The organism is Ruminococcus flavefaciens AE3010, from assembly GCF_000526795.1.
Taxonomy (GTDB): domain Bacteria; phylum Bacillota; class Clostridia; order Oscillospirales; family Ruminococcaceae; genus Ruminococcus; species Ruminococcus flavefaciens_D.
This window is the reverse complement of sequence record NZ_JAGT01000001.1, coordinates 1,961,871-1,985,992: the sequence shown is the minus strand read 5'-3', so window position 1 is coordinate 1,985,992 and position 24,122 is coordinate 1,961,871. Positions and strand designations below refer to the sequence as shown.

Below are 24,122 nucleotides of genomic sequence, written 5' to 3'. Positions count from 1 at the left end.
TACAATCATAAATAATTACGGCGCTTCCGTTGTTTCGGGAGCGCCGTTTCTCTTTTAAGTGAGTAGTGCGTAGTGAGTAGAAAGTAGAAAGTAGAATTGTAGGGGCGAACAGTGTTCGCCCGTGTCATGATTGATGTTATGCATTTGCGGGCGCACAGTGTGCGCCCCTACAAGCTAACAGCTAATGGCTAAAGGCTAACAGCTCGGGCGGATAATCTCCTAACAGGGGCTGATGCCCACATCAGCCCGACATAATAAGCACAAACCGCGGGGCGATGCAGGCATCGCCCCTACTACTCTCTACTTTCTACTCACTACTTACTAAAAACAAAAGCCATAATATCAGCTGAATGTGCTCAGAGATATTATGGCTTATATTTTTATATCGGTTTATGCTTACTTAACTCTTGTAAGAGTCTCTGTAGACTTTGCGTCCTTGAGTTCAAGTGTGTCGCCGTCTACCTTGAATTCAGCCTTTGCCTCTTTGCCGTCACCGCCGTCGAGGAAGCCTGAGAAGCCTGAAACTGTAAGCTTCTTGCCGCTTGTTGTGTAAGTAAAGAGATCGTTGAATACGACCTCGCTCTTAGAACCGTCAAAGTCGATAGTGATGTCAAGGTCGTCCTTATTGAAGGAAGAACCGCCCTGATTCTCCATACCCTGAACGATGCTGTCGTAGAGGATACCGCTCTTCAGAGAATACTTTCCGTCGTAGCCTGTTTTGCTCTCAAGCTTTGTGAGACCGATCATTTCATTTCCCATAACGTCAACTGTAAGAGTATCTCCGCTCTCCTTGATATAGTCCTTTGAGAGAGTAGTCTCGCTTACGACAAGTCCGTCATCGCTGAAATGGAGCAGACTTGATGTATCAAGATATACAGAGCCCTTGCCGTTGTCTGAGAAAATGATGCCGCCGCCCTCAACACCTGCGCCTGCATTGCTGAGATCGCTCATAGCCCATTTGCCTATGATCTTTTCGCCGCTCTTTGCGGAGCTTCCGCATGAAGCGAGTGCACATACTGCCAGTGAGCATACTGTTATAGATGTAATAACCTTTTTCATAAAAACCTCCATGAAAGTGAGTGCTGTACACACAAGGTGAACAGCGATATATGATGTATACGATTATCCTTCACCCCTGTCAGAGCTTTCCAAGCACTGACATTACACATTATATCACGTATGTTCCCATATTGCAAGCAATTCGGTGAAAAGTTATCGAAATGTAATCATTTCCTGCTACAATACAAGCAAAAGTAGTTCATTTGCACAGAAAAAAGCCTGCTTTTCCTTGACACAGCCGTTTATTAATGTTAGAATTAAGGCATGATAACAGGAAAGGTCGGTATATCAATGAATAAGATATGTTCTTTTGCGGCAGCTGCTGTGCTGCTGCTTTCGATACCCGCGTCTGTATATGCAGACAGCAGCATAGATATGGACTACAACAGCGACGGTGCTGTGAATATATTCGACATGGTAGAGGCTCGCAAAGGCGGAGCTTCCGCCGCAGAGCTGAAAAGACTCGGCGATTTTATTCTCGGCAAAGGTGATGCACGGCCTGCTGAGGAGGGCTATACTCTCCTGTGGAGCGATGAATTTGACGGCACTGCCCTTGATATGGAGAAGTGGTCATACGAGCTGGGCAACTGGAAGCTGGACGACAGCGGCAACTATGTCACAGGGGGCTGGGGCAACAACGAGCAGGAGTTCTACACCTCACAGAATACCACAGTCAATGACGGCGTTCTCACTATAGCCGCAAAGAAAGAGAACTGGACAGACGAGAAGCAGGGCAGCTACGAGTATACCTCCGCAAGACTCAGCACTCAGCACAAGTTCTCGGTATGCGGCGGAAAAATAGAAGTAAAGGCTCGCTGCGACTCGGGCAAGTCCCTGTGGCCTGCAATATGGATGCTCCCCGAGGACAGCGCCTACGGCGGCTGGGCTTCATCGGGTGAAATAGACATTATGGAGGGCTGGGGCAGCACCCCCGAAAAGATATGCGGTACTGTACATTTCGGCGGGGCATGGCCCAATAACAAGTACCTCACCAAGGACTACTTTTTCGCAGACGGCGACGGCACTCAGAACTGGCATACCTACAGCATAGAGTGGGAAAGCGGCGAGATACGCTGGTACGTGGACGGTAAGCTCTACAGCACTCAGACAGACTGGTATTCCGAGGGCTTTGAGTACCCTGCGCCCTTTGACCAGAACTTCTATATCATACTCAACCTTGCAGTTGGCGGAGCCTTTGACGGCATCGACGGAGTTCACGCAGACCCCAGCATTTTCGCAGACGGCAGCAAGAACTTCGATATAGACTACGTCCGCGTATACAAAAAGGACGGCAGCGATTTTGCTCCCACGGAGATGAGCTCCCTCACTCTGGATAATTACATCGAGGGCGCAGAAGCCACAGTCAGCAATAAATCTGGCTGCACCACTGTCAATATAACAAATGCGGGAGAGCTGGAATACGCAGTAATGGGACTGCTCCGCGGCAGAGAGGTCAAAGCAGGGGAAAAGCACACCCTTGAATTCGACGTGAGCTCCACAGCCGAGAGAAGCATGGTGGTCACAGTGGAGGACAGCTCCTATACTCGCTATCTTGATGAAAAGCTGACGGTTACACCCGAGAAGAAGCACTACAGCTTCGATGTGACATTCGGGCAGGATATGTCGGCGGATATAAAGTTCCAGCTTGGAAACATCGACGGAGCTTCCGCCCTCGGCGCCCATGAGGTAACACTGTACGATATAAAATGGTCATAGCAGTGTAGGGGCGGATATTATCTGCCCGCGAGTGATCAGTTATTAGTGCATAGTGATTAGATCTGCAGGGCGCCGTTTCGGCGCCCGTAGGTCACGATGAAAACTGGATTTTCCGTTTGTAGGGGATCCATTTTTGCGTTAAGTCTGGTAAAAAAACTTGAATCTTAAAATAGCTTTTCTTGTGATTGCTGTTGGATTTTGTCACAAAGTAAGGTGCGCAGCGTTATTGTTTTTTGGCTATACTTGACATTTTGACTGAAATGATTTAAAATAATTATGACAGTAAACAAATTTTTAATAAATCCATGCTGTTTTTGCTTGTGTACAATTTGTCAGTCTCATAATAGGCATTTGAGAATAAGATAAAGAAATAATCTGTTCTTTTAACGGGAGGAAAACTTATGCAGATTGATTATAAGTCAGGAAAAAATATATATGTTTATGCTGTAACTGCTTTTTTTACGGTAGTTATCATTTTTATATACAGTATGTTATGTCCATACATTTCAGATGATTGGCACTTTTTTTTCGTTTGGGATGCTTTTTACCCTCACAATAATACGCAACGTGTCCGTTCATTAGGGGATATTATTACTTCTATGCAAAACTATTATAATCTCAGCGGTGGAAGAGTGATCCCACATTTTCTTACCTATTGCTTTTTGACTGTTAACAAGAATATCTATAATGTATGCAATTCACTGATGTATCCTTTTTTATGCTGGTTTTTATATCGAATTACAAGAGAACTTTCGGGTTCAAAAAACAAATGGCTGTATCCAATCATTACATTGATGACATTTTTTTTCTGTTTCGCATTTGGCGATAATGTTCTGTGGTTATCGGGTTCGATAAACTATATGTGGATGGCAGTCCCGTTTCTTGGCTGCATAAGCTGGCTTATTTGCAGATACGATAAAGCTTCATTTTTGGAGAAAATATGTATTATTCCATTGTTCATGTTTTCGGCAGCAACAAATGAAACAACAGGTGGTATGCTTGCTGTTGCTATTATCTTGTTTATGCCTTTCTTACCCAAAAAACAATATTTCTTTTTATTTATATATTTGCTGGTATTGATCCCAGGGATCTGTTTTGTCGTTCTTGCACCGGGAAATCGTGTTCGGAGTGAGGAGATAGAACAGATCAAAATAAGTGTTCAATTTATCTTTTCAGTGTCGGAAATAAATGTATTGTATTTGAGCAAAAAGTGTATTATATTAAATTTGCTGATTTTCTTCGATATGCTGGCTTGTTACTTTGGTGATAAGACAATTTCATGGAAAAATAAGCTGCGTATATATATACCGTATCTTGTAGGATTGAGCAATGTAATTGCACTAAGTTTGGCTGGTATTTGTTCGGAAAGAGCACTCTATTTTACAGAGCTCCTCATAATTTCAACTGCAATTTGCTCCTGCGTAAGTATTTATAAACGTTTCAGCTTACTATTTCCGATCTTGCTTCACATATGTGTTATTGCCATTATGGTAGAAGGTGTTGCTTTCATATTTTTTCCGTCTTTCTCTGCTCCGCTCAGTATAGCTATCGGCGTTCTGATGATCTTAGGCTCTGCAATAGTGCTTCTTCTCATGAAAAAGAATAATGATAAGCTGAATGAAAAGATAGAGACAGTCAAGGAAAAAACAAATAAAATCTATGGAAAGTTACTGCCGACGACGATAATGGTACTTTGTGTTCTTCTTTGTTCTGATCTGTATAAATACAAAAAGTGGAGTGACGATTATCGGGTATATGAGCAGCAGCATATCAGTCTTATAAGATCAAATAAAATTGAGCTAGCATATTTACATTATCCTGATATAAACCCAAACAGGTTCGTTCCGGGAGAATCATACCTCGTTTCATCATCTTATCGCACAGACTGGATGGCAGCTTATTATGGAACAGATGCTGAAGAATCGGTAGAGGATCAATAAAGCAACTATCCGATGTTTTCAGAAATAAAGGTGGAGAAATGAAAGTCTGAACATTCTCTGTCTTTGTCATGTTGTAAAGTCCTGTTTTTTCTATGTTTACAACTCCTTTCACCCATAGGGCGGAAAGGAGCTTTTTTCAATGTGAATACGTTGAATTTCATAAAATGTTTACAATTAACGGACTAAACGTACAAATTCGGAATAATACTATTGTTAATAGCGCGGTGTCCGCGCCGCCTGACCACGTTGTCGCTCGCAAGCTTGCTGACTCTGTACGATAACGTTGATCTGCTTTCGCTTACGGCACAACATTCTCGATTCAATACTTCCTATTTTTTCTGCTCTTAGTGCAATGTTCATATTTTTGTATTGACTAATCATTGAAATTAGTATATAATAGTAAGTGAGGTTACAGGTAAGGGCTGTAACAAATAACTGATAAGGAGATATGCTATGAATAATATACTGTTCGCCGCTTCAGAGTGCGTACCTTTTATAAAAACAGGCGGTCTTGCTGATGTAGTTGGCGCACTTCCGCAGTACATCGATAAAAAGAATTACGACGTAAGAGTTATTATGCCTTACTATACCTGCATACCCGAAAAGTACAGGAGCGAGTTCAAGTACGTTCACCATTTCTATATGGATTACGGCATGAGAAGCGAGGGGGTCCATGTCGGCATAATGGAGTATGAGTACAACGGCATCACGTTCTATTTCGTGGACAACGAGTATTACTTCAAGTGCGACACTCCATATTCATCTGACCTAAAATGGGACATCGAGAGATTCACATTCTTCTGCAAGGCTGTACTGGCTATCATGCCTGTTATAGGCTTCCGTCCCGACATCATACACTGCCACGACTGGCAGGCGTCACTTATCCCAGTGTTCCTGCACACGGCTTTTGCCACAAATCCGTTTTACAGTGCCACAAAGACTGTAATGACTATACACAACCTGAAATTCCAGGGCGTATGGGATATAGAAACTTTCAGATTCAACACGGCTCTGCCCGATTATATGTTCACATCGGATAAGCTGGAGTTCCACAAGGACGCAAATATGCTAAAGGGCGGTCTGGTCTATGCGGACTACATCACTACCGTGTCCGAGACCTACGCCGAGGAGATAAAGTACCCGTTCTACGGCGAACAGCTTGACGGACTTCTCCGTGCAAGATCGGCTTCACTGAGAGGTATCCTCAACGGCATAGACTATAAGGTGTTCGACCCGTCAAACGACGATAAGATATTCGCAAGCTTCAACGCCAAGAACTTCAAGAGCAAAAAAGCCGAGAACAAGACGAAGCTCCAGGAGCAGCTGGGTCTGCCCGTGGATAAGGACAAGTACATGATATGCATAATATCACGTCTTACCGACCAGAAGGGACTTGACCTTGTGAATTACGCTATGGAGCGTATTTGCGACGAGAATACCCAGTTCGTAATAATCGGAACGGGCGACCCAAAGTACGAGAATATGTTCAGGCACTATCAGTGGAAGTACCCCGAGAGAGTTTCCGCGAATATACTCTACAACGACGACCTTGCCCATAAGCTCTATGCGGCAGCGGATACAGTTCTCATGCCGTCGCTGTTTGAGCCCTGCGGACTTACTCAGCTCATCGCGCTCCGCTACGGAACTCTGCCTATAGTACGCGAAACAGGCGGCTTAAAGGACACAGTTACTCCATATAACGAGTTCGACGGAACAGGCAACGGCTTCTCGTTCGCAAACTTCAACGGCGACGAGATGCTAAATGCGATAAACTACTCCAAGAGGGTATACTACGACTACCGCAAACAGTGGGACGCTATGGTACAGCGTGCTATGGAGCAGGACTTCTCATGGAACAGCTCCGCCCGTCAGTATGAGGGCATGTACAGCTGGATGATAAACTGGTAATAATTCTAAAACATATAGGGTGTGAGGGCGGAACTCTTTCCGCCCTTGCTTTCTTACTCAATGCATAATGCATAATTCATAATAAATGTGTCCTCCTGCGCGGACGAATTATAAATGACAAACTGTAGCGGCGCATTCCGTGCGCCCGTTAATTAACACAAAACCATAAATGACCCATTGTAGGGGCGGGCGTCCCCGACCGCCCATTGGTGAATATTTATTTTCGGGACGTCGAGGACGCCGTCCCCTACACTACTCTCTAATTTCTACTCACTACTCACTTGCGGAACGCCGAGGGCGGCTCCCCTACAAATTAAAAAGGAAGATTTGATGAATAAACTCAAAGGCGCAATATTCGATATGGACGGTCTTATGATAGACACCGAGAAGCTCTATCTCAAATTCTGGATACTGTCGGCTAAGGACTTCGGCTACGACATGAAGCCCGAGCACGTCTACGCTATCCGCAGTATGGCGAGAAAATACTCCATACCCAAGATTAAGAGCTTTCTGGGCGAGGACTGTCCTACCGAGGATATAAGGGCTCACCGAACCGAGCTTATGCGTGATTACATAAACGAACACGGTCTTGAAGTAAAAAAAGGTCTGTTTGAGCTTCTGGACTATCTAAGGGACAATGGCATAAAAATGGCTGTGGCTACGGCTACTCCGCGGAACAGAACAACGGAATATCTGCAAAAGATAGGTGCTGCTGAGTACTTCTCGGCGGTCATATGCGGAGATATGGTGGAGACAGGAAAGCCTGCTCCCGATATATACCTGACAGCTGCAAGGGAGCTTGGTATCCCGCCGCAGGAGTGCGCCGCATTCGAGGATTCGCCAAACGGTATAAAGGCGGCATACGCAGCAGGCTGCCACCCCATAATGATACCCGATATGACGCCTCCCGACGAGGAGATAAAGCCCATGCTGGCGGCGGTCTATGACAGCCTTGACATGGCGGTGGAGTATTTTGAGAGGAGCAGGGAAGTATGAGCGTTTCCGAGATATTTGAGATACCAAAGTATTATTACTTCGAGAGCGGCAATGATTTTTCGGGCAGCAAGGACGATTTTTCCTATAAGATATGCAACGGCGAGAAGCTGAAATGCATGACATGGCACGGCAGACTGTGCTCCATGAAGGCTGAGATAGAACACGAAGCGGAGTTCGACAATACACAGGAGGGCTTCGACGCCATGATAAAATGGCTGGAGGATACTTTTAGAGAGTAGAAAGTAGAGAGTAGTGAGTAGTGTAGGGGCTGCCTTTGGCAGTCCGTGCCTTATGCAATAAATATGATGAATCCATGTAGGGGCGAACATTGTTCGCCCACGTGCTTAAGGTTTCATATACGGGCGCACACTGTGCGCCCCTACAACAGGCTAACGGCTAAAAGCTAAAAGCTAAAGGCTAATGGCTAAATAAATATTGACAAAAGTATATAGTAGGATTATAATTATATTGAATAATTATATCTGCATATAACAGCATTTTAACCTATATATTTTACGGAGGAGTTATGGATATTATAATCGTAGGCTGCGGCAAGGTGGGAAGCGCTCTCGCCGAGGTCCTCAGCGATGAACACAATGTTACCATAATCGACAAAAAAGAATCTCTTGTTGAGGCTGCTTCAAACGACTTCGACGTAATGGGCATTGTAGGCAACTGCCTGCAGACTGAGGTGCTTGAGGAGGCTAATGTGGCTAAGGCGAATATCATCATTGCCGTTACAGCTTCCGACGAGGTAAACATTTTGTCATGCCTTATTGCCAAGAGAATGGGCGCACGTCACTGTATCGCCCGTGTCCGCAGTCCCGAATTTGACAAGCAGCTGGTATTCATGCGTGAGGAGCTTGGCATCAGCATGATGGTAAACCCCGACTATAACGCTGCCAATGAGATAGCAAAGGTGCTTCGCTATCCCGAGGCTATCAATATCGAGTCCTTTGCCAAGGGCAGAGTTGACCTTGCGGAGATACGTATAACCAGCGGCAGTATTCTTGACGGCGTGGCTCTCAGCCAGCTTTCAAGGCGTATGAGACTGGACGTGCTCATCTGCGCAGTTCAGCGCGGCGAGGAGCTCACTATCCCCAACGGTAATTTCGTGCTCCGTGCAGGAGATAAGATACACATGACCGCTTCTCACAGCAATATGGTCAAGTTCTTCAAGAGCATAAGTGCTGCTTACCGCGAAAAGCGCGTAAAATCCGCAGTTCTTATAGGCGGCGGACGAGTTGCCTATCATCTGGCACAGCAGCTCATCGAAATGGGCGTAAAGGTCAAGATCATCGAGATAGACCGTGACCGCTGTCTGGAGCTCTCCGACAGGCTCAACAAGGTGGATATCTCATGCGCTGACGGTACAGACCATGATATACTCGAGGAGGAGCGCGTTTACGACGCAGACGCCGTAGTCACTCTGACAGGTATCGACGAGGAGAATATACTTCTCTCACTTCTTGCCAAGAACAACGGCGTGGACAAGGTGGTCACCAAGGTAAACAGAATGTCCCTCATGCAGCTTTCGGACACTCTCGACCTTGACAGTATCATCTCGCCAAAGACTATAACAGTAAGCCAGATACTCCAGTATGTCCGTGCAAAACAGAACTCACTGGGAAACAACGTAACTACACTGTACCGACTTGTGAATGACAGACTGGAAGCTATAGAATTCGTTGTCCGCGACAAAAAGGACTACGTTGACGTTCCGCTGAAAAAGCTGAAGCTCAGGAGCGGTATCCTTATCGCAAGTATCGTAAGGGGCAACGAGCTCATTATCCCCAAGGGCGATGACTGCTTACAGGTAAACGACAGCGTTGTGGTAATAACCACTACTAAGGGTATGCACGACCTTAGCAATATCTTTGATTAAGGAGTGCACTCAGGCTAAATATGAATTACAGAATGATATCATACATTATGGGTCAGATACTGAAGGTCGTGGGACTTTTCATGCTGCTTCCCATAATTGTGGGCTTTATTTACGGGGAAGACCACGTTGTTGCTTCTTTCGGCATACCTTTCCTTATAACTATGGCGATAGGAGTTGGCTTTACTATCATAAAGCCGAAAAACAATCAGGTCTATTCTATGGAGGGCTTTGTCAGCGTTGCGGCTTCATGGATAACCATGTCCTGCATAGGCGCTCTGCCTTTCGTTATATCGGGGGAGATACCCGACTACCCAAGCGCTCTGTTCGAGACGGTTTCGGGCTTTACCACTACAGGTGCGACTATACTGGATGACGTTGAGGTAATGACGCGCTCATGCCTTTTCTGGAGAGCATTTACCCACTGGCTGGGCGGTATGGGAGTCCTCATGTTCGTGCTTGCCATAATGTCCAGCAACGATGCCCGTACAATGCACATGATGCGTGCGGAGTGCGCGGGACCCAAGGTGGGACGTCTGGTGTCGAAATCCAGCTTTTCTGCACGTATACTCTACGGAATATACATCACACTTACAGTTTCGGAGGCTATACTGCTGCTCTGCGGCGGCATGCCGCTGTATGACGCTGTTATACATGCCTGCTCTTCCGCAGGTACGGGCGGCTTCTCCATATGGGGAGACAGCATCGGTCACTACGACAGCGTATACATCGAAATGGTAGTGGCGACCTTTATCATACTCTTCGGCGTAAACTTCAACCTTTACTATTACCTCATAATAAAGAAGTTCTCAATGGCTTACAAGAATGAGGAGGTAAGGACCTATTTCGGAGTTATCATAGCTGCAACGGCTATTATCGCAATAAATGTCCACAAGCTCTATGACGGCGTGGGCGATACACTGAGGCATACCTTCTTTATGGTGGCTTCCACCATAACCTCGGCAGGCTTCTCCACTACGGATACGGCGAAATGGCCCGTATTCTCACAGACCCTGCTGCTGATGCTCATGTTCGTTGGCTCGTGTGCAGGCTCTACGGGCGGCGGCATGAAGGTATCCCGTATAATGATACTTATCAAGACAGGCATCAAGGAACTGAAATACATCACAAATCCCCGTGCGGTATCCACTGTCAAAATGGACGGCAAGCCCGTTGAAAAGGACGTGGTGCGCGGAGTAAGCAATTACTTTATACTGTTTATCATGCTCATGTGTATATCAGTCCTGCTGGTAACGCTCAACGGTTTCACCATTGAAGAATCTGCGTCTGCGGTAATAACATGTATGAACAATATCGGCTTCGGTGTGGGAAGATTCGGTCCTGCGGGAAATCTGGGCGGTCTCAACGCCTTCTCAAAGGTAGTTCTCTGCTTTGATATGCTTCTGGGACGTCTGGAGATATACCCACTTATAATGCTTTTCGTTCCGAGAAGAAGATGACGGTGATAATGCAGCGGAGCGTGGGGACGCTCCGCTGCTTATTAATATAGTGAACGTCAAAGGATATTGCCGTTTGCTGTAAAATAGTTAAAATGGGAGGAATTTAACATGAAAAAATTTGTTGCTGCGGCTGTATCGGCTGCAATATGTGTGGGAGCTGTTTCTGCTGCAAATGTGTGCGCGGTCACAGTGGATATGGGCGGTATATCTGCCTATGACAGTATAGTGGCTGCGTCGGGCAGCTGCGGAGATAACGCAACATGGAACTATACGGACGGCAAGCTCACTATCTCTGGCTCGGGAGATATGGATAACTGGGAAATGAGCCATAATACGCCGTGGTCAGGTATGAAGAAGAAGATAACCTCTGTGGAGATAAGTGACGGCATAACAAGGATAGGTGCCTGCGCATTTGCCGATATCCCGCAGCTTACGTCCATAAAGCTGCCAAACAGCTTAAAGGAGATATCAAGAGGAGCTTTTGATTCCTGTTCTCAGCTTGTAAGCATTGACGTGCCTGCATCATGCACGAAAATAGGCATGGGCGCTTTCAGGAACTGTTCTTCCCTGCAAAAGATAACCATACGCAATAGCAGCTGCGATATCAATCTCGATAAGGAGACCATAAGCAATGTGGCAGGAAACGGCACTGCAAGCTACAGCGGCGTTGTCGAGTGCGCAAGCGGCTCTACAGCAGAGGAGTTTGCCAATAAGTACGGCTACAGGACAGCTCCTATCGGCAGTGCACCTGCTGTAGATACAACAACTACCACCACTACTACAACTACAACGACAACAACAACTACTACCACAACGACCACTACAACAGCTGTGACGACTACCACTGTTACTACCACAACTCATGATCCGCAGATAGTCTACAGTATGGGCGATGTTGACAATAACGGAGCTGTAAACGCTGTTGACGCCAGCTATGTCCTAACAGAGTATGCCAATACCTCTACAGGCAAGGCAGCAAGCTTTAACGGACCTATTTTCACTATAGCAGACGTTGACAAAAACAAGGCTATAAATGCGGTAGACGCAAGCTATATCCTCTCTTATTACGCATATACTTCAACAGGCACAGGTGTGAAGAAATCCTTTGAGGACTTCATGAAGCAGAGCTGAGCCCTGAGACGAACGAAACGGAGAGGTTCAGATGAAGAGAATATTAGCCGCTGTTATGGCGGCAGTCATAAGTTTGTCGGCAGGTGTTTCCGCTCCTTGTACTGTATCTGCGGCAGTTGCTCCTCAGATGACGGTAATTGACGGCAGCAGGGTAGGAGAGTCGGGAAAATGCGGCGACAACGCTGAATGGAAATACGAAAACGGAAAGCTCACCATAACAGGCTACGGCAATATGGATAACTGGGAAATGAGCGATGATACGCCGTGGAGCAAGTTCAAAAAGCAGATAAGCTCCGCGGAGATAGACGGCAGGATAACCTCTGTCGGAGCCTGTGCCTTTGCGGATACTCCCAATCTCAGGTCCATAACTATCCCGTCGGGAGTGACGAAGATAGGAAGAGGCGCATTCGATACCTGTCCGGGACTTGGCAGCGTTGATGTGCCTGCGGCTTGTACAAGCATAGGTATGGGCGCTTTCAGGAACTGCTCGTCCCTGCAAAAGGTGACCATACGCAATAAGGACTGCGATATCAATCTTGATAAGGAGACTATCAGCAGCCGCGCAGGCAACGGCACCGCGTCCTATAACGGCGTTATAGAGGGCTACAGCGGTTCTACGGCTGAGTCCTACGCCAAAAAGTACGGTTACAGGTTCAATTCTCTGGGCAATGCTCCCTCCACGCCTGTAACGTCTGCTATGACGACTGCACCAAAGACCACCACAACTACCAAAAAGCCTACCACGACCACCACCACCACAACAACTACTACTACGACTACTAAAAAGCCTACCACCACTACCACCACAACGACCACGACCACTACATCGACAACAACGACAACTACCACGACAGCTCCTTATGTGGTAAGTGTCAGCGCAAAGCTTGATATCGGCAGCTATCCCACAAAGACTGTCTATACCGTAGGTGAGGAGCTTGACCTTGACGGCGGTATCCTCCTGCGCTCCTACAGGGAGTTCTACAGTGACGGAAGCTACAAGGATACTGTACTTGAGCCCCTAAGAATGGATCAGGCTTCGTACAGAAAAAACTTCGTGAATATCAGCAAATCGGACTTTGACAGCAGTACAGCGGGTACTAAGCCCATATCTGTATACTACTACGTGGCAGATTCCGTTGCCGATGCATATTTCAATGTGGAGGTCAAACAGCCTGTCACGACGACTACTACTACCACAACAACTACCACGACTACCACCACCTCCACTACAACTTCGACCACTACCACCACCGAGCCCTATGTTGTCAGCGTGAGCGCAAAGCTGGATATCGGCAACCTCCCATATAAGACCACCTATACCATAGGTGAGGAGCTCGACCTCGACGGCGGTACGCTCCTGCGTTCCTACAGGGAGTTCTACAGCGACGGCAGCTACAAGGACGTGGTGCTTGAGCCCCTCAGAATGGATCAGGCTTCATACAGAAGAAACCAGGTAAATATCAGCAGATCAGACTTTGACAGCAGCAAGGCAGGCTCAAAGCCGATCTCTGTAACCTACTATTATCAGGATTCTATTGCTTATGCCGAGTTCAATGTGGAGGTAAATCCACCTGTGATAACCACTTCCACTACTGTTGAGGAGATAATCACTACAACAACTACTGCCCGTGATGACAGATTCACCGCAAGAGTTGAGATAATGGAGCTCCCATACAAGGTGATATACACCGTGGGCGAGCAGCTCCAGCTGGCGGGAATGAGGGTAAATGTATATCATACCCACGGCGATGAAGAGACTCTCATAAACAAGAATGAAGAGATAATCGCTTTTCCCGAGAAGTATGAGGTAACGGATTACGACAGCACTGTAATAGGGCCTCAGCGTCTGAAGCTCCGGTATAAGGTGTATAACGAAGCTGTATCTGAGTGGGTAACGGCTTCTGCGGACTTTGATGTTATGGTCGAGGATACAACTGCTACGACTACAGTAACAACAACAACCATCACAACTACCACCACTGAGCCCCTTATTTACGAACTCGAAGTGAAAATTGTCGAGGAGCCCAAGAAGCTTGAGTACAACCAGTACGACGAAGTTATCGACCTGTACGGAATGAAGATAGACTTCTGGCGCGTCGATCAGTACGGCAACAGAGAGCAGCTCCTGGATGATTGTCTGATCGAACAGATGCCCTATGGCTATAGTTATTCTGTAATGGATCTTAATAAGGCAGACGTCGGTTTTCAGCGTATAACCGTGTTGGTCTATGCCGCTGATGCTGATAGTGTGAATTATAAAGATGTCGCCGGCTGGGATACATTCTATATCAGGTATGAGCCTGTGAGCACGACCACGACTACAACGACCAAGGTAACGACCACAGGTATTATCCCAAGAACAACGTCAACTACGGCAAAAACTGTCACAACGACTTCAAAGCCTAAAACAACCACCACAACAAAGGTGACAACGACAACGGCACCTGTTACTACCACTACCGCTCCCGTACAGCCTCCCAAGGTAAAGCTGGGCGACGTTGATAAGGACGGAAAGGTAAACGCTGTTGACGCAAGCTATATCCTCACCGAGTACGCAAGCACCTCCACAGGACATAAATCAAGCTTTGACCCTGAAAAACGGGAGGCGGCAGACGTCAACTCCGACGGAAAGGTCAATGCGGTGGACGCTTCTAACGTACTTGCCTATTATGCTTACCGCGGAAGCGGCGGCACTATCGCAGATATGAGGGAGTGGCTGAAATAATAGCTAAGTCTCAACTGAGAAATAAAGAACAATAATAGGAAAAATAACGAAAAAACAGTAAAACGGACGGCTTTTTAAGGTATCCCCTTGACAAGCCGTCCTTTTTTGGGTATAATATATCAGTGCGCAGATTCTATACCCTTTTAAGGGTGGATACGCACTATATTATATGAAAAGGAGGAAAAATATGCCTACATTTAACCAGCTCGTTCGTAAGGGCAGAAAGGACCTTGAGACAAAGTCTACAGCTCCTGCTCTCCAGAAGGGTTACAATGCAAAGAAGAAGACACAGATCGACCTCAGCTCACCTCAGAAGAGAGGCGTTTGCACAGCTGTAAGAACTGCTACACCTAAGAAGCCTAACTCAGCTATGAGAAAGATCGCCAGAGTTAAGCTCACAAACGGCTACGAAGTAACATCTTACATCCCGGGTATCGGTCACAATCTTCAGGAGCACAGCGTCGTTCTCATCAGAGGCGGACGTGTTAAGGATCTCCCCGGTGTGCGTTACCACATCATCAGAGGTACTCTCGATGCTCAGGGCGTTGCAAACCGTAATCAGGCTCGTTCCAAGTACGGTGCCAAGAAGCCTAAGCAGAAGTAAGAGACTTCTCATCAGTCAGCGGCTGACTGTATAAACAATGCCGTTCATTCATTAATATAGGATAACTACTACCGCAGGGTAATGCGGAGATCATATAGATTAGTTCGATTGATCCTCTGCATTGGCTCCTGACACACCTGTCGGCGAAGCAAAGCCCGTACAGGCAGTAACCGACAAGGTTTGAGTACCTATGAATTCATCAATCTATATGAAGGAGGGAAGCGAAAATGCCAAGAAGAGGTAAAATCGCAAAGCGTGATGTATTACAGGATCCTGTATACAATTCAAAGCTCGTTACACGTCTGATCAATAATATCATGTTAGACGGTAAGAAGGGCGTTGCGCAGAAAATAGTTTACGGTGCATTCGAGATCGTAGCTGAAAAGACAGGCAAGGATGCTCTTGAGGTGTTCGAGCAGGCTATGGAAAATATCATGCCTGAGCTCGAGGTAAAGGCTCGCCGTCTCGGTGGTGCTACTTATCAGGTTCCTATGGAGGTTCGTCCTGAGAGACGTCAGACTCTCGGTCTCCGCTGGATCACTAAGTACTCCAGAGAGAGAAACGAGAAGACTATGAAGGAAAGACTTGCCGGTGAGATACTCGACGCTCTTAACGGTACAGGCGGTGCCTGCAAGAAGCGCGACGATACACACAAGATGGCAGAGGCAAACAAGGCGTTTGCTCACTACCGCTGGTAAGCGTCTTTGTAAAAGGAGTAAATTATGTCAAGAGATTGTTCACTTGAAAATACAAGAAATATCGGCATAATGGCCCACATCGACGCAGGTAAGACCACTACCACAGAGCGTATCCTTTTCTACACAGGTGTTAACCACAAGATCGGTGAAACACACGAAGGTTCCGCTACTATGGACTGGATGGAGCAGGAGCAGGAGAGAGGTATCACAATTACTTCAGCTGCTACTACTTGCTACTGGGCAGGCCACAGACTTAACATCATCGACACCCCCGGCCACGTTGACTTTACAGTTGAGGTTGAGCGTTCACTCCGTGTACTCGACGGCTCTGTAACAGTTCTCTGCGCTAAGGGCGGCGTTGAGCCTCAGTCTGAAACCGTTTGGAGACAGGCTGATAACTATAAGGTACCCCGTATGGCTTATGTAAATAAGATGGATATTATGGGTGCCGATTTCTATCATGTTATCGACATGATGAAGGACAGACTCAAGTGTAATGCTGTTCCGATCCAACTCCCTATCGGTGCTGAGGACTCATTCAGAGGCATCATCGACCTCGTTGAGATGAAGGCTTACATTTATACAAACGATCTCGGTACAGATATCAAGGTTGAAGATATCCCTGATGATATGAAGGAGATTGCTCAGAAGTATCACGACGAAATGGTAGAGCACGTTGCCGAGCAGGACGAAGCACTCATGGAGAAATACTTTGAGGAAGGCGAGCTCTCTCAGGAAGAGATCAAGACCTGCATCAGAAAGGCTACTATTGCTAACCACATGGTACCTGTTACCTGCGGTACTTCATATAAGAACAAGGGTGTTCAGAAGCTCCTCGATGCTATCATCGACTACATGCCTTCTCCACTCGACGTTCCTGCTATCAAGGGCGTTAACCCTGATACAGATGAAGAAGAGGACAGACCTTCTTCTGACAGCGAGCCATTCTCAGCTCTCGCATTCAAGATCGCTACTGACCCATTCGTTGGTAAGCTTGCGTTCTTCCGTGTATACTCAGGTGTTGTTAATCAGGGTGATACAGTTCTCAACGCTACTAAGGACACTAAGGAGCGTTTCGGCCGTATCGTTCAGATGCACGCTAACCACAGAAAAGACCTCACTACTGTTTACTCAGGCGATATCGCTGCTGCAGTAGGTCTCAAGAATACAACCACAGGTGACACACTCTGTGATGAAAAGCATCCTATCATTCTCGAATCCATGGAATTCCCAGAGCCTGTTATCCAGCTCGCTATCGAGCCCAAGACAAAGGCAGGTCAGGAAAAGATGGGTATCGCTCTTGCAAAGCTTGCTGAAGAGGATCCTACCTTCAAGACATGGACTGACGAGGAAACAGGTCAGACTATCATCGCTGGTATGGGTGAGCTCCACCTCGACATTATCGTTGACCGTCTCCTCCGTGAGTTCAAGGTCGAGGCTAATGTAGGTGCTCCTCAGGTTGCTTACAAGGAAACTATCAAGGGCAAAGCAGACATCGACTACAAGTACAAGAAGCAGTCCGGTGGTTCAGGTCAGTACGGTCACGTTAAGATCCGTGTTGAGCCTAACGAGTCGGGTAAGGGCTACGAGTTCAAGAACGCTGTTGTCGGCGGTTCTATCCCCAAGGAGTATATCCCTGCTGTTGACGCAGGTATCCAGGGCGCTATGAAGGCAGGTATCCTTGCTGGCTATGAGGTAGTTGACGTTAAGGTAGAGCTTTACGATGGATCATACCACGAAGTTGACTCATCTGAAATGGCATTCAAGATCGCTGGTTCTATCGCGTTCAAGGAAGCTCTCAAGCAGGCTAACGCAGTTCTCATGGAGCCTGTTATGAAGGTTGCAGTCATCGTTCCTGACGATTATCTCGGAACAGTTATCGGTGACCTCAGCTCTCGCCGTGGACAGATCCAGGGACAGGAGTCAAGATCAGGTTCTATCCAGGTCGACGCTCTCGTACCTCTTTCAGAAATGTTCGGTTATACAAGCGACCTCCGTTCTAATACACAGGGTCGTGGTCAGTATACTATGGAGCCCCACAGCTATGAGGAAGTTCCAAAGAGCATCGCTGAAAAGATCATGGCTAACAGAGCTAAGAACTAATTGCATATTCCGCCCGTTTTATGCGGAATACAGTGTAAAACGGGCATAATTTACAAAATCATGTGATTCAGCTAATATTTTTTTACTGAAACACTTGAATTTACCAAAATAATCTGGTATAATAATATATACAGATTTCTGAAATCTATTCTAAGGAGGAATTTTCCAATGGCTAAGGCTAAATTTGAAAGAACTAAACCCCATGTAAACATTGGTACAATCGGACACGTTGACCACGGTAAGACAACTCTTACTGCTGCTATCACAAAGACTCTCGCTATGAAGGGTCAGGCTCAGTATGAGGCTTACGATATGATCGATAAGGCTCCAGAAGAGAGAGAGCGTGGTATCACAATCAATACAGCTCACGTTGAGTACGAGACAGACAAGCGTCACTATGCTCACGTTGACTGCCCCGGTCACGCTGACTACGTTAAGAACATGATCACAGGTGCTGCTCAGATGGACGGCGCTATCCTCGTTGTTGCTGCTTCTGATGGTCCTATGGCTCAGACAAGAGAGCACATCCTTCTCGCTCGTCAGGTTGGCGTTCCTGCAATCGTTGTATTCATGAACAAGGCTGATCAGGTTGACGACGAAGAGCTCCTCGAGCTCGTTGAGATGGACATCCGTGACCTTCTCTCAAGCTATGACTTCCCAGGCGATGATACACCTATCATCAAGGGTTCTGCTCTTAAGGCTCTCGAAGCTCCCGACGATCTTAGCGATCCTGCTTACAAGCCTATCCTCGACCTCATGGACGCTGTAGATGAGTTCATCCCAAGCCCTGAGAGAGACGATGCTAAGCCTTTCCTTATGCCTATCGAGGATACTATGACAATTTCAGGTCGTGGTACTGTTGTTACAGGTAGAGTAGAGCGTGGAAAGCTCAACGTAAACGAGCCTGTTGAGATCGTTGGTCTTTCTGACGAGAAGCTCAACACAGTTGTTACAGGTCTTGAAATGTTCAGAAAGACTCTTGACTTCTGTGAGGCTGGTGATAACGTTGGTGCTCTTCTCCGTGGTATCACAAGAGACCAGGTTGAGCGTGGACAGGTTCTTTGTAAGCCCGGCTCAATCCACCCACACACAAAGTTCAGCGGTCAGGTTTACGTACTGAAGAAGGAAGAGGGCGGCCGTCATACTCCTTTCTTCAACAACTACAGACCTCAGTTCTACTTCAGAACAACTGACGTTACTGGCGTTGTAACTCTTCCTGCTGACAAGGAAATGTGTATGCCTGGCGATAACGTTGCTATGGACGTTGAGCTCATCACTCCTATCGCTATCGAAGAGGGACTCCGTTTCGCTATCCGTGAGGGTGGTAGAACAGTTGGTTCAGGCGTTGTTACAAAGATCAACGAATAATTTCGTAATCATATAATAATAACGACTTTAGGCGGTCGTGCCACAAGGCATGGCCGCCTTTTTACATGATTTTCACTACAATATTGTAATAAGGCAGGGTAAAAGATATGGACTATATTCTTCAGACTCAGCAGCTTTGCAAGAAATACGGAAATTTTAAGGCGCTTACCGATTTTACCATCAATGTTCCAAAGGGTTCTATCTACGGTATGGTGGGAAGAAACGGCGCAGGCAAAACTACACTTATCCGTATACTTACGGGTCTAAATAATCCCACCTCGGGTGAGTTTTCACTCTTCGGAGTAAAAAATTCCGACGGAAAGATACTTGAAATGCGCAGAAAAATGGGAGCTGTTGTCGAAACTCCCTCACTTCACCCCGAAATGAGTGCTAAGGATAACCTTATCCAGCAGACAAAGGCTCTTGGTATTTCCGACGAAAAGCTTGACGGTATCCTAAAGCTTGTGGGTCTTGCAAATACAGGCAAGAAAAAAGCCAAAAACTTCTCACTGGGTATGCGTCAGAGACTGGGGATCGCATTTTCACTTGTTGGTGATCCCGAGTTCCTCGTTCTCGACGAGCCTATAAACGGACTTGACCCTCAGGGTATCATGGAGGTCCGTGAGATGATACTGAAGCTCAACCGCGAAAAGGGTATCACAATACTTATCTCCAGCCATATCCTCGACGAGCTCTCCCGTCTTGCCACACACTACGGCTTTATGGAGCAGGGACGTGTCATCAAGGAAATGAGCGCTGAGGAGCTTGAAAAGGTGAGCCGCCGTTCACTTCACGTTAATGTAAACGATACTCAGCTCCTTGCACAGGTGCTTGACGGCATGGGCGCCGAATACAGGATATATTCGCCAAATGAGGCTGATATATTCACTCCCATGCAGGTAACTCCTCTGGTTCTCGCACTTAACGAGAAAAATTGCTTTGTTAATTCCATGAACGAGCATCACGAAAGCCTCGAAAACTACTTCATGGGACTTGTAGGAGGTGTTCGTAATGGCTAATTTACTGGCTGAGGGCTACAGACGACTTTTCAAGGGCAAGAGATTTTATATCGTTCTTGCTGTTATTGTGGGCGTTGCCGCACTGATACTGACATTTGTAAAGATCTTCGATACTGAGCATACTGCAAGGGTGGACGGCATGATCTTTATGATGACGGGAACTATGCCACTTCTTATCAGTATCACTGCAGGACTTCTCATTGTACAGGATTTCCGAAACAACACCGTGAGAAACAAGATAATCATCGGTCATTCAAGAACAAAGATATATCTTGCAAATCTCATAGTATCATGTACTGTTGCGGTAATCTATCAGCTGGCATTCTGGCTTGTCACCATTGCACTTGGCGGAATATTGCTGCAATTTGAGTTTTTCCCCTCAGGTGAGATATTTGCCAATATGGGACTGGCTCTTGTTATCCAGCTGACCTTCACTGCTGTTATCGTTTTCCTGTGCAACTCCATGAGAAATATAGGCGGTTTTGTCATCTCTCTGATAATGCATGAGATAGTGCTGATGGCATCGGTCGTTATGCTTCTCATAAAAAGCGAAAAGGTGCAGAACTTTATCAGCGAGATCGTACCAAGCTTTCAGATAGAAATAGTTAAGTACGGCTATATGGAGTATCCTGAGAAGGTATACATCTCACTCATAGCCGACGCGGTCATATTCATCGCAGCTACTATCGGCGGTATACTTATCTTTAATAAGTCAGACCTTAAATAAGTATCAAAGCTCCCCTTGGGGAGCTTTTCTTTTTGACAAACTGCGGTAAAGGTGTAAAAAGCACTCGCAATCAGTAAAACAATACTATATTTCATTGCAAAATCTTGAAATATCATGTATAATGTTAATATAGAAGATTTCGGCTTTTTTCGGGAGGATATTAAAATGAACAGAACATTCAGACGAACTGCGGCTCTTGCCGTCAGTATTCTCACCGTTTTTTCAGGAGCTTCGGGCATTGCTCCCATAGGCAGACCAGCTATTAGCGCCTCTGCGGCAGGCAGTATCCCTGCATTTCCCGGAGCTGTTGGCGGCGGCAAGTATGCCACAGGCGGACGCGGCGGCGAGGTCTATCACGTTACCAATCTCAACGACAGCGGCGAGGGCTCTTTCCGTGACGCAGTTAGCAAGTCTGGGAGAATCGTAGTCTTTGATGTCAGCGGAACTATTGAATTAAAGGGCAATATCCTGTGTTCAAGCAATGTCACCGTGGCAGGTCAGACTGCTCCCGGAGGCTCGGGCATTACCCTGAAAAACTACAAAATGGGCATGTCGGGAGACAACATCATATGCCGCTATATCAGTTCACGCCCTGGACCTTATGCGTCTACTGATTCGGGCAACGACGCTTGGGGCGGCGCCAAGGGTTCAAACTCCATAATCGACCACTGCTCCATGGGCTGGACCACCGATGAACAGTGGGGACTTTACTCCAATAATACCAACTATACCGTGCAGTACTCCGTCATAGGTCCTGCGGATTCGTGGGGCGGTCATAAAAAGGGACTTCACGGCTTCGGAATAATGATGGGCAAGGGCGACCTGACCTTTGACCACAATCTCATTATCCACAATGTTTCCCGAAACTTCCGCGGCAAGGTGCCGGATCATTACACCGCAGACTTCACCAATAATATCATCTACGACTGGGGCTACCAGACCGCCTACGGAACTATCGGACACCTCAATTACGTGAATAATACGCTGAAAGCAGGCAACTCCACTACAGGGGGCTATCACTGGATGTACGTGGACAGCACCACTAAGCCCGAGAACTTCAAGGTGTACTGCTCGGGCAACCGCCTTATCAATAAGGACGGCTCGCTCCACAGCATAACAAATGACAACTGGTCGGGCGTCACCGTCAAGGACGGCATCGGCATCACCAAGAATAACCTGTACAGCGGTACATCATTTCCAATAAATATCAACGGCGAGAATGTGTCCACTGCAAATACTGCCGAGAGTGCGGCTGCGGCTTACGACCACGTTATCAGCTTTGCAGGCAACGGTATTTCTCCCGACAAGCGTACAGCCATAGACCAGCAGTGCGCTGCCGATACAAAGAACGGCACGGGACAGTGCAGCGGTACTGCCGCTTATGACAGCTCGGAGGCTAACCTCAGCAAGTACAATATCAAGTGCGGCGTGACATATACTTATCCCTCAGCCGTTACCAAAAAGGAGATAACCGACGCCGATAACGACGGTATGGACGACAGCTGGGAGCTTGCACGCGGTCTTGATCCCAATGATCCCGATGACTATGCAGGGGACTACTGCGGTCAGGGATACATGAACATCGAGTACTATATCAATGACCTTACGGTGGATTCTTTCCCCGAGGGCGTTGTGAAGCTGTCTCCCACAGACGGAAATTACACTCCTGTTCAGGTTGTATCAGCCTTTGAGAAGATAGAAGCCGATTCGTTCTCGGATAAGAAAGGCATGATCGTCGAGGAATATTCGGGAAGATCAAATAATTTAGCTCTTGTTTCTGACGGCGACTGGGTAAAGTATAGCAGAATAAACTTTGGAAGCGGAGCAAATTCTTTCAGCGGATGGATGAGCGGCTATCCTTCAAAGATCGAACTCTATCTTGACAGTATGGACGGAACTCCTGCCGCAGTCATAGATTACAGCGGCACAAAATCGCTGAATGATTATCATACATTTGAGACTGATATCAAGACAATAACAGGTACTCATGACCTGTATATGGTATTCAAGGGCGAAAGCGAATATCTTGTAAATCTGTGCTCATTCAAGTTCGGAAAAGACAGGCTGCCTCTCAACGGAAAGCTCTTCAAAAATGTTCAGGTAACGTCTCAGGCAAATCCCGATTCATGGCAGATAGGGGAAAATGCAGCTGTGGGCTCCCTCATATTCGGCGACAGGACCTTTAAGATAGCGGAGCTCCAGTCAAATCTTGAGGGAGCGGAGATACTCCTGACCTCCTGTGATGCAAAGGGCACAACGGGAGAGGCAGCAACATTCACCGCAGGCAGCGATATGTCCCTCTATGTGGGACTTGACAGTCGTGTTGAGAAAATGCCCGACTGGCTCAGCGATTACACGCTCATGAGGACGCTGTGCAAGTCCGACAACGACGTTACATTTATGATGTACAAAAAGGACGTCAAGGCGGGGGAGAAGATATCCCTCGGCAGCAACGGACAGACCTATCAGTGCGTGAATTACATCGTCATGGCGGTGGGAACTGTCGCTGAGCCGCCTGTGAGTTATGGTATCGGGGATATCAATACCGACGGCATGATAGGCGTTGCCGACCTTGTGATACTTCAGAAGCATATCCTCGGCAGGGAGATAATGACTAAGGAGCAGGCTGCACAGGCTGATATGAACGGCGACAGCACAGTGGATATATTCGATGTTGTGGAGCTGAGACGTGCTCTCGTTCTAAATCATAATTTACGTTTGTAGGGGCGGATATTATCCGCCCGAAATGTAGGGGACGGCGTCTCGACGTCCCGTTTGGTAGGGAC

Annotated in this window: 17 protein-coding genes; 16 read left to right on the top strand and 1 reads right to left on the bottom strand. The window is 46.9% G+C overall.

The window, feature by feature from the left end:
• Positions 1 to 396 precede the first annotated feature (396 nt).
• Positions 397 to 1,059 (bottom strand): hypothetical protein, encoded by a 663-nt coding sequence (locus tag N774_RS0108535; protein WP_024860844.1) that lies wholly within the window; start codon positions 1,057 to 1,059, stop codon positions 397 to 399.
• Positions 1,060 to 1,350: 291 nt separating this feature from the next.
• On the opposite strand from N774_RS0108535, the gene N774_RS18235 reads away from it, so the two are divergent.
• From N774_RS18235 to N774_RS0108455, 16 genes are all read left to right on the top strand, one after another.
• Positions 1,351 to 2,775 carry a glycoside hydrolase family 16 protein gene (locus N774_RS18235; protein WP_196231542.1) on the top strand — a complete coding sequence of 475 codons (1,425 nt, stop codon included), beginning with the start codon at positions 1,351 to 1,353 and terminating at the stop codon, positions 2,773 to 2,775.
• 401 nt (positions 2,776 to 3,176) lie between these two features.
• Positions 3,177 to 4,715: a DUF6056 family protein gene (locus N774_RS0108525; RefSeq protein WP_024860842.1), complete on the top strand. Its 1,539-nt coding sequence runs from the start codon at positions 3,177 to 3,179 to the stop codon at positions 4,713 to 4,715.
• A gap of 453 nt (positions 4,716 to 5,168) precedes the next feature.
• Entirely contained in the window at positions 5,169 to 6,623 is a 1,455-nt protein-coding gene (gene glgA / locus N774_RS0108520; protein WP_024860841.1) for a glycogen synthase GlgA, read from the top strand.
• Positions 6,624 to 6,953: 330 nt separating this feature from the next.
• Complete coding sequence (locus N774_RS0108515; RefSeq protein WP_024860840.1) at positions 6,954 to 7,619, top strand: HAD family hydrolase; 666 nt, start codon at positions 6,954 to 6,956, stop codon at positions 7,617 to 7,619.
• A complete protein-coding gene (locus N774_RS0108510) occupies positions 7,616 to 7,858 on the top strand; it encodes a hypothetical protein (protein WP_024860839.1) in 243 nt (80 codons plus the stop codon). The genes N774_RS0108515 and N774_RS0108510 overlap by 4 nt, the downstream gene beginning before the upstream one ends.
• A gap of 287 nt (positions 7,859 to 8,145) precedes the next feature.
• Positions 8,146 to 9,504 (top strand): Trk system potassium transporter TrkA, encoded by a 1,359-nt coding sequence (trkA, locus tag N774_RS0108505; RefSeq protein WP_024860838.1) that lies wholly within the window; start codon positions 8,146 to 8,148, stop codon positions 9,502 to 9,504.
• Positions 9,505 to 9,524: 20 nt separating this feature from the next.
• Positions 9,525 to 10,961 (top strand): TrkH family potassium uptake protein, encoded by a 1,437-nt coding sequence (locus N774_RS0108500; protein ID WP_024860837.1) that lies wholly within the window; start codon positions 9,525 to 9,527, stop codon positions 10,959 to 10,961.
• A gap of 108 nt (positions 10,962 to 11,069) precedes the next feature.
• Positions 11,070 to 12,092, top strand: coding sequence for a leucine-rich repeat protein (locus tag N774_RS18230; RefSeq protein WP_024860836.1), 1,023 nt, complete (start codon positions 11,070 to 11,072; stop codon positions 12,090 to 12,092).
• Positions 12,093 to 12,123: 31 nt separating this feature from the next.
• Positions 12,124 to 14,817: a leucine-rich repeat protein gene (locus N774_RS0108490; RefSeq protein WP_024860835.1), complete on the top strand. Its 2,694-nt coding sequence runs from the start codon at positions 12,124 to 12,126 to the stop codon at positions 14,815 to 14,817.
• 187 nt (positions 14,818 to 15,004) lie between these two features.
• On the top strand, positions 15,005 to 15,421 hold the full coding sequence (gene rpsL, locus N774_RS0108485; protein WP_019680939.1) for a 30S ribosomal protein S12: 417 nt from the start codon (positions 15,005 to 15,007) through the stop codon (positions 15,419 to 15,421).
• A 227-nt stretch (positions 15,422 to 15,648) separates the two neighbouring features.
• Positions 15,649 to 16,119, top strand: coding sequence for a 30S ribosomal protein S7 (rpsG, locus tag N774_RS0108480; RefSeq protein WP_009983569.1), 471 nt, complete (start codon positions 15,649 to 15,651; stop codon positions 16,117 to 16,119).
• 24 nt (positions 16,120 to 16,143) lie between these two features.
• The gene (gene fusA / locus N774_RS0108475; protein WP_024860834.1) at positions 16,144 to 18,222 is read left to right on the top strand and encodes an elongation factor G; all 2,079 of its coding nucleotides are present in this window, start codon (positions 16,144 to 16,146) and stop codon (positions 18,220 to 18,222) included.
• A 168-nt stretch (positions 18,223 to 18,390) separates the two neighbouring features.
• Complete coding sequence (gene tuf, locus N774_RS0108470) at positions 18,391 to 19,590, top strand: elongation factor Tu (protein ID WP_024860833.1); 1,200 nt, start codon at positions 18,391 to 18,393, stop codon at positions 19,588 to 19,590.
• Between the two features lie 107 nt (positions 19,591 to 19,697).
• Complete coding sequence (locus N774_RS0108465) at positions 19,698 to 20,609, top strand: ATP-binding cassette domain-containing protein (protein ID WP_024860832.1); 912 nt, start codon at positions 19,698 to 19,700, stop codon at positions 20,607 to 20,609.
• The gene (locus N774_RS0108460) at positions 20,602 to 21,336 is read left to right on the top strand and encodes an ABC transporter permease (protein WP_024860831.1); all 735 of its coding nucleotides are present in this window, start codon (positions 20,602 to 20,604) and stop codon (positions 21,334 to 21,336) included. The genes N774_RS0108465 and N774_RS0108460 overlap by 8 nt, the downstream gene beginning before the upstream one ends.
• A gap of 165 nt (positions 21,337 to 21,501) precedes the next feature.
• Positions 21,502 to 24,060, top strand: a complete 2,559-nt coding sequence (locus N774_RS0108455; RefSeq protein WP_024860830.1) for a carbohydrate-binding protein — start codon at positions 21,502 to 21,504, stop codon at positions 24,058 to 24,060.
• Positions 24,061 to 24,122: the final 62 nt, after the last annotated feature.